Source organism: Pseudomonas sp. FSL R10-0399 (genome assembly GCF_009600165.1).
Lineage (GTDB): Bacteria > Pseudomonadota > Gammaproteobacteria > Pseudomonadales > Pseudomonadaceae > Aquipseudomonas > Aquipseudomonas helleri.
Window position 1 is genome coordinate 18,577 of record NZ_WIWK01000021.1, and the last position, 14,484, is coordinate 33,060.

Consider the following 14,484-nt stretch of genomic DNA (forward strand, 5'->3'; position numbering starts at 1 on the left):
AAATTAAGCGCTCGCGCCCAACTGGTTGATCACTCAATGCAATCCTCTGTTTCTCGCACTTCTCGTCGCTGGCTGGTTGGCCTGCTGATTTTGCTGATCGTTGCTGGCGTGAGCTGGTGGCTTTGGCCCGCATCGGCGAAAAAAGGCCAGAACGCGCAACCCGCCGGGCACACCAGCCGCACAGGGGCGATGCGCCCGGGCTTTGGTGGTTCAACGTTACCGGTGCCGGTTCTGGTCGCAGAGGTGACTCGGGGGGATTTCCCGATCTACTACAAGGCGCTGGGCACGGTCACTGCGCTGAACACGATCAATGTGCGCAGCCGCGTGGCAGGCGAGTTGGTCAAGGTCTACTTCAAAGAAGGGCAGATGGTTAAAGCTGGTGAATTGCTGGCAGAAATCGACCCGCGCAGCTATCAAAATGCGCTGCTGCAAGCCGAAGGTACGCTGTTGCAGAACCAGGCCCAGCTTAAAAACGCCCAGGTAGATGTGCAGCGTTATCGCGGTCTCTACGCCGAGGACAGCATCGCCAAGCAAACGCTGGACACGGCCGAAGCGTTGGTCAGCCAATATCAGGGCACGGTCAAGACCAATCAGGCGGCCGTCAATGATGCCAAGCTCAACCTTGAGTTCACCAAGATTCGGGCACCGATCAGTGGCCGCGTGGGCTTGCGCCAGCTGGACGTCGGTAACCTGGTCGCGGCCAACGACACCACCGCGTTGGTGGTAATTACTCAGACCGAGCCGATTGTGGTCAGCTTCACCTTGCCGGAAAACAACTTGGCCCTGGTGCTGGAACGCTATCGCAGCGGTGCAAAGCTGCCGGTACAAGCCTGGGATCGCGGTGACCAGAAAGAGTTGGCCAGTGGCGTGTTGAGCAGTATCGATAACCAGATTGATGTCACCACCGGCACCTTGAAGTTCAAGGCGCTGTTCGAGAACCGCGATCAGGCGCTGTTCCCCAACCAGTTCGTCAATGTGCGCCTGCTGGCTGACACCCTCAAAGGTGTGATTCTGGCCCCGACCGCAGCGCTTCAGTACGGCACCAATGGCTCGTTTGTCTATGCAATGGACGGCGATAAAAAGGTCAAGATCCGCACCCTCAAACTGGGTGCGACCGATGGCGACCTGACCGTTGTCAAAGAGGGCCTGGAGCCGGGTGATCGTGTGGTGCTCGAAGGTACCGATCGCTTGCGCGAAGGTAGCCTGGTCGAAGTGGTCAGCAACAGCAGCGAAGTACCGACATCGGCCGCAGGGCAACTGCAAGGTGGTCCGGATGCAGATGCCGACCCAAGCGCTGCCAAAGCCCAGGGTACGGGCAAGGGCAAGGCTGGCGAATGAATCTGTCGCGGCTGTTTATCCTGCGCCCGGTGGCAACCACGCTGTGCATGATTGCCATCGTCTTGTCCGGGATCATCGCGTATCGCCTGCTGCCGGTGTCGGCCTTGCCTCAGGTCGACTATCCGACCATCCGCGTGATGACGCTTTACCCCGGCGCCAGCCCGGATGTCATGACCAGTGCGGTGACGGCGCCCCTTGAGCGCCAGTTCGGGCAAATGCCCGGCCTCACGCAGATGGCCTCGACCAGTTCCGGTGGCGCTTCGGTATTGACCCTGCGCTTTAACCTGGACATGAACATGGATGTCGCCGAGCAGCAGGTGCAGGCCGCGATCAACGCCGCGACCAACCTGCTGCCCAAGGACTTGCCGGCACCGCCGGTGTACAACAAGGTCAACCCGGCCGACACCCCGGTGCTTACCTTGGCGATTACCTCTAAAACCATGCTGTTGCCCAAGCTCAACAACTTGGTCGATACCCGCATGGCGCAAAAAATTGCCCAGATCAATGGTGTGGGCATGGTCAGCATTGCCGGCGGTCAGCGCCAGGCCGTGCGGATCAAGGTCAACCCCGAGGCGCTGGCCGCCAATGGTTTGAACCTGGCAGATGTGCGCACTCTGATCGGCGCCTCCAACGTTAACCAGCCCAAGGGTAACTTTGACGGCCCGACGCGGGTGTCGATGCTGGACGCCAACGACCAGTTGAAAACCCCGCAGGAATACGCTGAACTGATTTTGGCCTACAACAATGGCGCGCCGTTGCGACTCAAAGACGTGGCAGAAATCGTCGACGGGGCCGAGAACGAACGCCTGGCCGCCTGGGCCAATGAAAATCAGGCGGTATTGCTCAATATCCAGCGTCAACCCGGTGCCAACGTGATTGAAGTGGTGGACCGGATCAAGGCGCTGTTGCCGAGCATCACCAACAACCTGCCAGCCGGTATCGATGTCACCGTGCTGACCGATCGCACGCAAACCATCCGCGCCTCGGTAAGCGATGTGCAGCATGAATTGCTGATTGCCATTGCGCTGGTGGTGATGGTGACCTTCATGTTCCTGCGTCGCGCCAGCGCCACGATCATTCCGTCGATTGCGGTGCCGTTGTCGCTGATCGGGACCTTTGGCTTGATGTACCTGGCCGGGTTTTCGGTCAATAACCTGACACTGATGGCCCTGACCATTGCCACCGGGTTTGTGGTCGATGACGCCATCGTCATGCTGGAAAATATTTCACGCTATATCGAGGAGGGCGAAACCCCGATGCAGGCCGCCCTCAAGGGCGCGAAGCAAATAGGCTTTACCCTGATCTCGCTGACCCTGTCGCTGATTGCCGTGCTGATCCCGCTGTTGTTCATGGCGGATGTGGTCGGTCGGTTGTTCCGTGAATTTGCCATCACTCTGGCGGTGGCGATTCTGATCTCGCTGGTGGTGTCGCTCACCCTGACCCCGATGATGTGCGCACGCTTGCTCAAAGCCGAGCCCAAGCCAGAAGAGCAGGGCCGTTTCTACCGGGCCAGCGGTGCCTTTATTGACTGGATGATCGCCGAGTACGGGCGCATGTTGCAGTGGGTGCTCAAGCATCAGCCACTGACATTGCTGGTGGCCATCGGCACCCTCGCGCTCACGGTGTTTCTGTACATGGTGGTGCCCAAGGGGTTCTTCCCGGTGCAAGACACGGGCGTGATTCAAGGGATTTCCGAGGCGCCGCAGTCGATTTCGTTCAGCGCCATGAGCCAGCGTCAGCAAGAGCTGGGCAAGATCATCCTGCAAGACCCGGATGTTGAGAGCCTGTCGTCTTACATCGGTGTGGACGGCGATAACGCCACCCTCAACAGCGGGCGCATGCTGATCAATCTCAAGCCCCACAGCGAGCGCAGCGACAGTGCTTCGGCAGTGATTGCGCGTCTGCAACCGCAGGTGGACAAGCTGATCGGGATTCGCCTGTATATGCAGCCGGTGCAGGACTTGACCATCGAAGACCGCGTCAGCCGTACTCAGTACCAATTCAGCTTGTCATCGCCGGATGCGGAGTTGCTCAGTACCTGGAGCCAAAAATTGGTGACGGCCTTGAGCAACCAGCCAGAACTGACCGATGTCGCCAGCGATTTGCAAGACAAAGGCTTGCAGGTGTTTTTGGTCATCGACCGCGATGCCGCGTCGCGCCTCGGGGTGTCGGTAGCGAACATCACGGACGCACTGTACGACGCTTTCGGCCAGCGGCAGATTTCGACCATTTACACCCAGGCCAGTCAGTACCGCGTGGTATTGCAGGCCAAAGATGGCGAGAAAATCGGCCCGCAGTCGCTGGAGCAGATCCACGTCAAAACCACGGATGGCGGTCAGGTCCGGCTTTCCAGTCTGGCCAGGGTTGAAGAGCGTCAGTCGCAACTGTCTATTTCCCACATCGGTCAGTTCCCGTCGGTGATGGTCTCGTTCAACCTGGCGCCCGGCGTGGCGCTGGGGCAGGCGGTCGAGCTGATTGATCAGGTGCAAAAAGACATCGGCATGCCGGTCGGCGTGCAAACCGAGTTCCAGGGCGCTGCACAAGCGTTCCAGGCGTCGTTGTCGAGCACCTTGCTGCTGATCCTGGCGGCGGTGGTGACCATGTACATCGTGCTGGGCGTGCTCTATGAGAGCTACATCCACCCGATCACCATCCTCTCGACCTTGCCGTCGGCGGCCGTCGGCGCCTTGTTGGCGCTGATTCTCAGCGGCAATGACCTGGGCATGATCGCGATCATCGGCATCATCTTGCTGATCGGCATCGTGAAAAAGAACGCGATCATGATGATCGACTTCGCCCTCGACGCTGAGCGCAACCAGGGCATGGCCCCCCATGACGCGATTTACCAGGCGGCGTTGCTGCGCTTCAGGCCGATCTTGATGACCACTTTGGCCGCCTTGTTTGGTGCCGTGCCGCTGATGCTGGCGACCGGCTCCGGCGCTGAGTTGCGTCAACCGCTGGGTCTGGTGATGGTCGGCGGTCTGCTGGTGAGCCAGGTGTTGACGTTGTTTACCACCCCGGTGATCTATCTGTACTTTGATCGACTGGGCCGCCGCTGGCGCGGTAACACGGTAACCGCTGAGCAGGCGTCGTTATGAACCTGTCCGGCCCGTTCATCAAGCGCCCGGTAGCGACCATGCTGCTGAGTCTGGCAATCATGTTGCTGGGCGGTGTGAGCTTTGGTTTGCTGCCGGTGTCGCCGCTGCCGCAAATGGATTTTCCGGTGATCGTGGTGTCTGCCAGTTTGCCGGGCGCCAGCCCCGAGGTGATGGCATCTACCGTGGCCACGCCGCTGGAGCGATCCTTTGGCGCGATTGCCGGGGTCAACACCATGAGCAGCCGCTCGAGCCAGGGCTCGACGCGGGTGATTTTGCAGTTTGATCAGGACCGCGACATCAATGGCGCGGCCCGAGAGGTGCAGGCGGCGATCAACGCCTCGCGTAACCTGTTGCCCAGCGGTATGCGCAGCATGCCGACCTACAAAAAAGTTAACCCGTCGCAAGCACCGATCATGGTGCTGTCGCTGACGTCCGATGTGTTGGCCAAGGGCGAGCTTTACGATCTGGCCTCGACCATCCTCTCGCAAAGCCTGTCGCAAGTGCCTGGGGTGGGCGAGGTGCAAATCGGCGGCAGTTCCTTGCCTGCCGTGCGTATCGAGTTGGAGCCGCAACTGCTGAACCAGTACGGCGTGGCGCTGGATGACGTGCGCAACACCATTGCCAACGCCAACGTTCGCCGGCCCAAGGGCGCCGTGTCGAATGATGAGCATAACTGGCAAATACAGGCCAATGACCAACTGGAAAAGGCCAAGGATTATGAGCCGCTGATCATCCGTTACCAGGACGGTGCGGCTTTGCGTCTGAGCCATGTTGCCAAGGTCCAGGACGGCGTTGAAGACCGCTACAACAGTGGTTTTTTCAACAATGATGCTGCGGTGTTGCTGGTGATCAACCGTCAGGCCGGGGCCAACATCATTGAAACCGTCAACGCGATCAAGGCCCAGTTACCTGCCTTGCAAGCGGTCCTGCCGGCCAGCGTCAAACTGAACCTGGCCATGGACCGCTCCCCGGTCATCAAGGCCACGCTGCATGAAGCCGAGATGACCTTGCTGATTGCCGTGGCGCTGGTGATTCTGGTGGTGTTCCTGTTTCTGGGTAATTTCCGTGCTTCGCTGATCCCGACCCTGGCGGTGCCGGTGTCGCTGGTGGGTACTTTTGCCATCATGTACCTGTTCGGCTTTTCGCTGAACAACCTGTCGCTGATGGCCCTGATCCTGGCCACCGGGCTGGTGGTGGACGACGCCATCGTCGTGCTTGAGAACATCTCACGGCATATTGATGCCGGGATCTCGCCCATGAAGGCGGCGTACCTGGGGGCCAAGGAAGTCGGCTTTACCTTGCTCTCCATGAACGTTTCGCTGGTGGCGGTGTTTTTGTCGATCCTGTTTATGGGCGGGATCATTGAAAGTCTGTTCAGGGAGTTTTCGATCACCCTGGCGGCGGCGATTGTGGTGTCGCTGGTGGTATCGCTGACCTTGACCCCGATGCTCTGCGCGCGCTGGCTCAAACCCCATGTGCCGGGCACTGAAAACGCCATGCAGCGCTGGAGCATCCGGCTTAACGACCGCATGGTGCTGGGCTATGCCCGCAGCCTGGATTGGGTCTTGCGGCACAAGCGCCTGACCCTGCTCAGCCTGTTGCTGACCATCGGCGTAAACGTGGCGCTGTACGTGGTGGTGCCCAAAACCTTTATGCCACAGCAAGACACCGGGCAACTGATTGGCTTTGTGCGCGGCGATGACGGCCTGTCGTTCAGCGTAATGCAGCCCAAGATGGATATCTTTCGCCAGGCAGTGCTGGCAGATCCGGCAGTAGACAGTGTGGCGGGCTTTATTGGCGGCAACAGCGGCACCAATAACGCGGTGATGATCGTGCGTCTCAAGCCGATCACTGAGCGCAAAATTTCGGCGCAAAAAGTTATCGAGCGTTTACGCGACAACATGCCCAAAGTGCCGGGCGGACGCCTGATGCTGATGGCCGACCAGGACCTGCAATTTGGCGGTGGCCGCGAGCAAACCAGCTCACAGTATTCCTACATCCTGCAAAGCGGCGACTTGGGTGAGTTACGCACTTGGTACCCAAAAGTGGTGGCTGCACTCAAGTCTCTGCCCGAACTCACTGCCATTGACGCCCGTGAAGGGCGGGGTGCGCAGCAAGTCACCTTGGTGGTAGATCGCGATCAGGCCAAACGCCTCGGGATCGATATGGACATGGTCACTGCGGTGCTGAACAACGCCTACAGCCAGCGGCAGATTTCGACCATCTACGACAGCCTGAACCAGTATCAAGTGGTGATGGAGGTCAACCCCAAATACGCCCAGGATCCGCAAACCCTGGACCAGGTGCAGGTCATTACGGCCGATGGTGCACGGATTCCGTTGTCGGCCATTGCTCACTACGAGAACAGTTTGCAAGACGACCGGGTTGAACATGAAGGCCAGTTTGCCTCTGAAACCATCTCCTTTGACATGGCCCCCGGCGTTTCACTGGAGCAGGGCACCGCAGCGATTGAACGCGAGATCGCAAAATTGGGCTTGCCCGAAGAAGTGATCGTGAAAATGGCCGGTACCGGCGATGCCTTTGCTGCCACGCAAAAGAGCCAGCCTTTCATGATTTTGGGCGCGCTGGTGGCGGTGTATCTGGTACTGGGCATTCTGTACGAGAGCTACATTCACCCGCTGACCATCCTCTCGACCTTACCGTCAGCGGGGGTCGGGGCGCTGTTGAGCATTTACCTCACGGGCGGTGAATTCAGCCTGATTTCGTTGCTCGGGATCTTCCTGCTGATCGGCGTGGTGAAGAAAAACGCCATCCTGATGATCGACCTGGCCCTGCAACTGGAACGGCATTCGGGGATGGGCCCGCAAGAGTCCATCCGCAGCGCCTGCCTGCAACGTTTGCGGCCGATCCTGATGACCACCTTGGCGGCCATCCTTGGCGCCTTGCCGTTGATGCTCAGCCATGCCGAAGGCGCCGAGATGCGCCAGCCCTTGGGCCTCACCATCATCGGCGGGCTGGTCTTCAGCCAGATCCTGACCCTTTACACCACCCCGGTGGTTTACCTCTATCTCGACCGTGCGCGCCATCGTTTCAACCAATGGCGTGGTGTGCGTACTGATGCTGCTCTGGAAACTCCGCTATGACCTCTCGTTTGCTTAACCTTGCTCCGGCTTTGTCGCCACAACGTTGGGCGCTCGCCCGTGGCTCGCGTCTGCTGGGCCTGGTGCTGACCGGCGTGCTGCTCAGCGCCTGTGCGGTGGGGCCGGATTACCAGCGCCCTGAACTGGCCGTGCCGCAGCAGTTCAACGCGGTTGATGGCTGGACTCAGGCCAATCCGAGCGATGCCCTGGAGCGGGGCGCCTGGTGGGAGTTGTACGCTGACCCGCAGCTCAATGCGCTGGTGGCCAAGCTCAACAGCAACAACCAGAGTGTTGCCCAGGCCGAGGCGCAATTTCGCCAGGCCCAGGCGCTGGTGCGCAATGCCCGTGGAGCCTTCTTGCCGAGTGCTGATTTAAGTGTGGGTAAAACCCGCTCCAGCCAGGGCACTGGCAGTTCCAACTCCAGCCTGACCAGTTCCAGCAGCGGTATTCGCGACACCTTGAACGCACAGGTCGGCGTTAGTTGGGAGGCCGATGTCTGGGGCAAATTGCGTCGCGGCCTTGAGGCCAATGAAGCCAGCGCCGAAGCCAGCTATGCCGACCTGGCGGCCATGCGCTTGAGCCAGCAGTCGGAGCTGGTGCAGAACTACCTGCAACTGCGGGTTATTGATCAGCAGAAGCGATTGTTAGAAGCGACCGTCGAGGCGTATGAGCGGTCGCTGAAAATGAGCGAAAACCAGTACCGCGCCGGGATCTCCGGCAAAGATGCGGTGGCGCAAGCGCAGACCCAATTGCGCAATACCCAGGCCAGCCTGATCGACCTGATCTGGCAACGTGCCCAGTTTGAAAACGCCATTGCGGTGCTCACCGGTCAACCGCCGACGAGCTTCAAGCTGGCAGAAATCAACGACATCCCCAAGCTGCCGGCGATCCCGGTCAGCGTGCCTTCGCAACTGTTGGAGCGGCGCCCGGACATTGCCTCGGCTGAGCGCTCAATCATTGCCGCCAACGCCAACATAGGCGTGGCCAAGGCTGCGTACTACCCGGACTTCAGCCTGAGCCTGTCCGGCGGCTACAGCAGCAGCCAGTATCAGGACTGGATCAGCGTGCCAAACCGGTTCTGGTCGGTGGGGCCAAAAATTTCATTGCCATTGTTTGATGGTGGCCAGCGTTCGGCCGAAGTGGACCGTAATGAAGCCGTGTATGACCAGACCGTGGCCAAATACCGCCAGACCGTACTCGATGGTTTCCGTGAAGTGGAAAACTACAGGATCCAGTTGAAAGTGCTGGGCGATGAAACCGTGGTGCAAGAGCAGGCGCTGGAATCGGCCCGTGAATCACTGCGCCTGACCACCAACCAGTACAAAGCGGGTTTGATTGCGTATCTGGATGTCGTCAACGTTCAAACCACCGCCTTGAGCACCGAGCGCAGCGTCTTGAACCTGCTGCAAAGCCGCCTGATCGCCAGCGTGCAATTGATCGCCGCACTGGGCGGTGGCTGGGACGGGAAAATGGAAGTGAGCGAGCGCTAGGGCCTGCTCAGGCTACGTCCGGCGTAGTCGCTGACGAGGCACGAAGGCTGCGAAAGATCAAAAGATCGGGAGGCAAGCTCGCTCCTACAGTTGGTGATTTACAAAGACCCCGTAGCAGTTGACGAGCTTTGCGAGGCTACGTCCGACCGTAGACGCTGACGAGGTGCGAAGGCTGCGAAAGATCAAAAGATCGCGAGGCAAGCTCGCTCCTACAGAGGGTGATTTACAAAGACCCCGTAGCAGTTGACGAGCCTTGCGAGGCTACGTCCGACCGTAGACGCTGACGAGGCACGAAGGCTGCGAAAGATCAAAAGATCGCGGTGCACACAAATCCCGTAGCAGTTGACGAGCTTTGCGAGGCTACGTCCGACCGTAGTCGCTGACGAGGCACGAAGGCTGCGAAAAATTATTGGGTCGCGAGACTTAGTGCGTTCTGTAGCCTCAATCAGCATGAAACGTGAACCGGTCCTTGCCACTATTTTTGGCCGCGTACAGCGCTTTGTCCGCCTTGGCCAGGGCCTGGTTGAGGGTGTCGTGGTCGTCAACCCTGGTCAGGCCGATACTGATGGTCACCGGGTATTGATGCGGGTCTTCGCGCACCTGACGGCACAATGCATCCATCAGCACTTCAACGTCATCCCGGCGCACGCCTGAAACGTACACGGCAAACTCTTCCCCGCCCAGGCGCGCATATTCATAGCCCTGCACCACGGCTTTGATATTCGCCGCCGTGCGTTTGAGCACTTCGTCGCCAATGTCATGGCCGTACCGGTCGTTCACTTTCTTGAAGTTGTCGATGTCGATCATCGCCAGGTAGTGATCGTGCTCACGGGGCCGGATGCCCAATTCGCTGCCAGCCCGCGCCATAAAGGAGCGGCGGTTGGGGATCTCGGTGAGGGTGTCGATGTAGGCCTGCTCAATCAGCAGTTTGGACAGGGTGTAGTTGAGCAGTTTCACGCGGCGCAACTTGAAAAAACTGTAAGTCGTCAGGCAGGCCAGAAAAGAGTAATAGCAGAGGAGCATGCTGCCCCGCAGGTCCATTAACGATATTTCAGTCAGCACAAACGGGTTAAGCACTACGACGGTTATGGCCAGGGTGCTGATGAATGCCCAACGGCTCAAGGGCAGGATCGAGGCGCAATACAGCATGCTGGAGGTCGCCAGGGTCAGCCACACGGCTTGTTCGGTCTCTGGCAAGCCCTCAACCAGCAAGCGTATGCCGATGCTGATCACCAGCACAAAGACCACGTTCAGCAGGTTGAATTGTTGAGCCGTGCGCAGAAAGCCGATAAGAAGGGTGAGGCCGACCATGGTGGCGATGAACAGCATGGAAAGCCCGGTAAACCCCTGACCGCCCTTGGTGCTGACAATCAGGTCAAACATCAGCCAGATAATCGTGCTGGCGATATAGGTCAGGCTGCAAAACGTGCGCAGTTTCTCAAAGTCATGCTGGGCAAATTCAGCTTGCAGGGCGGGTGGCGCAGCCTGCCGGGATACTTCGTTCTCGATGGTTCTGAGCATTGCGAGCCTTGATCACGTGGAGTGTGGGGTCCGAGTGATCAACTGTGTGTGAATACAGCCCGCCCGGACGACGCTTCAGTAACCCTAGCAGGAGTCTGCAGGTTTTCGACAGGCGCCGTATCAGGCATGAGGCTCGCTTATGCGCTAGGCGCTTTCGGCAAACACCTCGCGCACACTGCGTCGGCGCGCATTGTGCTCGCTGGCGCGTACCAGGGCTTCGAGGTCTTCGGGTGTCACGTCAATAAACGCGTCCATTTGCTCCATGGCTTTTTGCAAGTCCTCAGCCGTAATGCCGGCCTCTCCGGGGATGTGCGGAGCCACAATGGCCGGTGCCGGTTCAGCATTTTTTTTCGGGTAACGCACGCGTGTCAGGTTGTTGTAGACCAACGCAGCCAGCAGCATGCACACAGCGCTGAGCATCACGGGGGCGAGCATCCCCCAGCCCAGGCGGGCGCTGTTCGGGTCTGCGAGGACTACCAGCAAGGCCAGCGCCCCAGCCGGCGGATGCAGGCAGCGCAGCAGGCACATGATGAGCATCGCCAGGCCTACCGCCAGGCAGGCGCTGTCCAGATTGCGGCCGAAAAAATGCACCACGCTCAATGACACCACCGTTGCACACAGGTAGCCGCCGACAATCGACCAGGGTTGCGCCAAGGCCCCGGAGGACACGGCAAACAGCAAAATGGCCGAGGCCCCCAAAGGGCCAATCAGGTGCATGGCCACGGGCAGGCCAAAGAACAGGCTACAGACCCAGACACACAGCAGTGTGCCCAGCGAGACGCCTATCGCAGCGCGGCTCCACTCGGTGGGGCGGGTATTCGTGGCCGCAGGCAACAGGCGGCTGATCCAGCTGTTTTGCATGGTGGGGAAATCCGGAATCTGGCAACGAAGGGATAAAAAAAGGGCCGTGCGGGTTTCCCGGCAAGCCCTTAAAAGTGTTCCTTTATTGGGGGAGGAACGTGCGCAGTGTGCTTGCGTCGTTTGCAATCCGCAAATTCATAATAATGATGCTTAACTGCATTTTTATTGAGTTAAGGCGCGCCTGTGCAGGCTACGGCAGTGTCGGTGCGCAGGCGGGTGAGTCCGAGGTTGATGATTTGCCCAGCACGCGGTCATACACGTCATTGCTCAGCAACTGCCTCTCAATCAGGCCACGTAATCCGCAACTGTTGGCCAGCGGTACTTTTAGCAATAGCAGGGCATCGCGCAGTGTGCTCAATCGCTCCAGTTCGGGCAGGCTCACCGCGTGCTCTGGCAGAGGGATAATTGGCACACTTGGCGCCCGTGCGGGTTGATCGTCGGCAAACAAGGAATAACTCATCACGTCGTACCCCTGAACAAAGGCTATTTATTATCTGGCAGTCGGTTCGGTTAAAGCGTTATGCGCTGGCGATACAAGCAGTGACATATCGATCATTTACTTGGCGTGGGATATGGGATTTGGTCGAGTGATTGTAAAGCGCGATTCCCGCGCAGTATTGTCAGGCAGTGCGTAACTACCAATAAGATTTACGGAGAAGTTTGTGGGATTTTTCAACCCATGAAGCGGGAGACCTAGCGCGTTAAAGTCGCACGTAGAGGTGACTGCAAACGTTCGCGTGTTGAGCCTGGGTCTTACTGATTTTTACTCTGATGTAATAATCCGAAGTATTTTCGGCTGAGGGTAAAAGGTCAGGGCTTGGCTGCTTGAGCGAGGCCTTTTTTCAAAGGGTGATGATTTTCAGCAGCACGATTGAATTTCTTGCTATAAACGCACTCCATTAGCCCCTCTGAACGGTTTTTTCGTCTCTTTCCACGTTTAGCTGGACAAATAGCTGTCATTTCAGTTGCTGACTCGATAAGTCGGCCTTAGACTGCCGCCCCTCGTAAATTGAGTGCCGGGTGGCGCTTGAGATAGATGGCACCTAACGGGTTTGGATAAAGAACGATCCGATCGCTCCCCATTTCGCCTTAATGCACGTATTTTTTATAGAGAAATCAATGACAAAGGAACAGTTGCTGGCCATGCCGGCGGATGACTACATGAATGCCGAGCAGCACTCTTTTTTCACTGAGTTGTTGCAAGGCATGAAGGTTGAAACCCACGAGCGCATCGAGCAAAACCGCATTGCGATCGAGAGCCTGGACACCCCGGCCGATCCTGCGGATGCCGCCTCGGTTGAAGAAGAACGTACGTGGCTGGTGAACGCAATCGATCGTGACCAGCGCATGCTGCCTCAGCTGGAACAAGCGCTGGAGCGCATCAAAGAAGACAGCTTCGGCTGGTGCGACGACAGCGGCGAGGCCATTGGCCTGAAGCGCCTGCTGATCAGCCCGACCACCAAGTACTGCATCGAAGCTCAAGAGCGTCACGAGCAAATCGACAAGCACCAGCGTCAAGCCTGAGTGCCTGACCTTGCCGGGGCCGCACGGCCCCGGTAGCTTTTGGGTTCTGCGAGCATTCGCTTTGCTGCCCGTCCCGCCTTGTAAAACCTTGTACAACAATCTCCGCGCGTTGAGTGGGTCCCTCCGGTGAAGCACCTTATAGTTGCGCGGCATTTTTACGCGTGGCCGATTTGAGCGAGGGTGAAATTCATGGGTGATTCAAGCAACACAAAACGCGTGTTGCGGGTGGGTGTGTTTTTTGATGGCACCGCCAATAACCAATTCAACAGTGCATCGGGTCAGGCCCGAATGGCGCAAGGGCTGAGGGTCGAGAGCGACAGCAGCTACGCCAACGCAACGACCAATATTGCCGCGCTGTACCAGCATTACCCGGCGCAACAGACTTTCGATACCGACGGCAACGCCGTGACGTCTCTCTATATTGGCGGTATAGGGACTACCACAGGCTCGGCGGATACGCGTTTTCCGGCCCAGACCTATGGCCGTGGCAGCAGCGGCGTAGTGGGCAAGGCAGAGCTGGCTTACGCGCAACTGCTCGAGTGCATGACGCATTTTATCCAGACCGCGCCAGCGGCTTCTTTGAGCCGGTTACAGCTGGATATTTTTGGATTCAGTCGTGGCGCGGCCGCCGCCCGGCACTTTGCCAACCTCGTCATCAGCGGATCCTTTAAGTCGCAGTTCAGCCTGGCCGCAGATTTTGAGTGCGAGATTGCCTTTATCGGCTTGTTCGATACTGTCGCCGCCATGGGTGGGCTGGCAGACGGCGGCGATATCAGTGACGACATCAACCCCGGTCTTAACCTGTACCTGAGCCCTGGCTGCGCGAAGTATGTTGTGCAATTGGCTGCGCGTGATGAGCAGCGGCGCAATTTTGCGCTGAACAGCATCGCTGGGCAGTGGCCCATGGAAATCGCCGTCCCCGGCGCGCATGCCGATGTGGGGGGCGGGTATCCGGCGTTGATGTCCGAGCAGGTATTCCTGACGCGCTGGCAAACCAATCTGGTTAGCCCGTCCACACCGATCAACCTGACCCACGCTTGGCAGCGCGCGAGTGCAGAGCTGACACAGTGGCAGGCCCGTGACTTGTTGGACCCCACTGACCCGCAACGCCTGCTGCAAGTGCGCAGTGATTCACGCCGCCAGGGCAGCCGCGAAGACCCTATGCAACAAGTACTGGCTGCGGTGTTTATGCAACGCCGGGTATTCGGTGATTTAGCGCGGGTGTACCTGCGCATCATGCACAGCCTGGCGTGCGAGCAAGGCGTGCCGTTCAGGGTACTGACGCAGGCTGCTTGCGCACTGCCTGATGAGCTGCTGCCCATTGAAGCAAGTCTTCAGGCGCAAGTGCGTCTTGGGGCTGTTGATTTGAGCGATGAGCAGGAGCGGGTTTTACGTCAGCGCTACGTCCACCAATCGGCTAATTGGAATGCCTCGGTGGGTTCGGGTGAAGGGATTATCGATCAGGCTTTTTTCAATCGACCGCAGGAAGGCGGGCGCTTGATCTATGAGCAAAAGGCCCCTGTATTCGGGTAAGCCTACAGCGGGATTGTT

The 14,484-nt window shown here is 58.6% G+C and carries 9 protein-coding genes; 6 read left to right on the forward strand and 3 right to left on the reverse strand.

What is annotated here, in order from left to right; translation table 11 throughout:
• The first annotated feature begins 36 nt into the window (after positions 1-36).
• The 4 genes from GHO41_RS08735 to GHO41_RS08750 are packed head-to-tail and all read left to right on the forward strand — an operon-like array spanning position 37 to position 9,027.
• Positions 37-1,338 carry an MdtA/MuxA family multidrug efflux RND transporter periplasmic adaptor subunit gene (locus GHO41_RS08735; protein WP_048368981.1) on the forward strand — a complete coding sequence of 434 codons (1,302 nt, stop codon included), beginning with the start codon at positions 37-39 and terminating at the stop codon, positions 1,336-1,338.
• Positions 1,335-4,436 (forward strand): MdtB/MuxB family multidrug efflux RND transporter permease subunit, encoded by a 3,102-nt coding sequence (locus GHO41_RS08740; RefSeq protein ID WP_153433375.1) that lies wholly within the window; start codon positions 1,335-1,337, stop codon positions 4,434-4,436. The genes GHO41_RS08735 and GHO41_RS08740 overlap by 4 nt, the downstream gene beginning before the upstream one ends.
• The gene (locus GHO41_RS08745; RefSeq protein WP_153433376.1) at positions 4,433-7,540 is read left to right on the forward strand and encodes an efflux RND transporter permease subunit; all 3,108 of its coding nucleotides are present in this window, start codon (positions 4,433-4,435) and stop codon (positions 7,538-7,540) included. The genes GHO41_RS08740 and GHO41_RS08745 overlap by 4 nt, the downstream gene beginning before the upstream one ends.
• A complete protein-coding gene (locus GHO41_RS08750) occupies positions 7,537-9,027 on the forward strand; it encodes an efflux transporter outer membrane subunit (RefSeq protein ID WP_153433377.1) in 1,491 nt (496 codons plus the stop codon). Before GHO41_RS08745 ends, GHO41_RS08750 begins: the two co-directional genes overlap by 4 nt.
• A 441-nt stretch (positions 9,028-9,468) precedes the next feature.
• Here the strand turns inward: GHO41_RS08750 and GHO41_RS08755 are convergent, their stop codons facing one another.
• The 3 genes from GHO41_RS08755 to GHO41_RS08765 form a co-directional block, all read right to left on the reverse strand.
• Positions 9,469-10,548 carry a GGDEF domain-containing protein gene (locus GHO41_RS08755; RefSeq protein ID WP_153433378.1) on the reverse strand — a complete coding sequence of 360 codons (1,080 nt, stop codon included), beginning with the start codon at positions 10,546-10,548 and terminating at the stop codon, positions 9,469-9,471.
• A 144-nt stretch (positions 10,549-10,692) separates the two neighbouring features.
• Entirely contained in the window at positions 10,693-11,409 is a 717-nt protein-coding gene (locus GHO41_RS08760) for an HPP family protein (RefSeq protein ID WP_153433379.1), read from the reverse strand.
• Positions 11,410-11,599: 190 nt separating this feature from the next.
• On the reverse strand, positions 11,600-11,869 hold the full coding sequence (locus GHO41_RS08765) for a hypothetical protein (protein ID WP_153327407.1): 270 nt from the start codon (positions 11,867-11,869) through the stop codon (positions 11,600-11,602).
• 659 nt (positions 11,870-12,528) lie between these two features.
• Between GHO41_RS08765 and GHO41_RS08770 the strand changes: the two genes are divergently transcribed.
• Complete coding sequence (locus GHO41_RS08770; RefSeq protein ID WP_048368987.1) at positions 12,529-12,933, forward strand: TraR/DksA family transcriptional regulator; 405 nt, start codon at positions 12,529-12,531, stop codon at positions 12,931-12,933.
• A 189-nt stretch (positions 12,934-13,122) separates the two neighbouring features.
• Complete coding sequence (locus tag GHO41_RS08775; protein ID WP_153433380.1) at positions 13,123-14,466, forward strand: phospholipase effector Tle1 domain-containing protein; 1,344 nt, start codon at positions 13,123-13,125, stop codon at positions 14,464-14,466.
• The last annotated feature ends 18 nt before the right edge of the window (positions 14,467-14,484 follow it).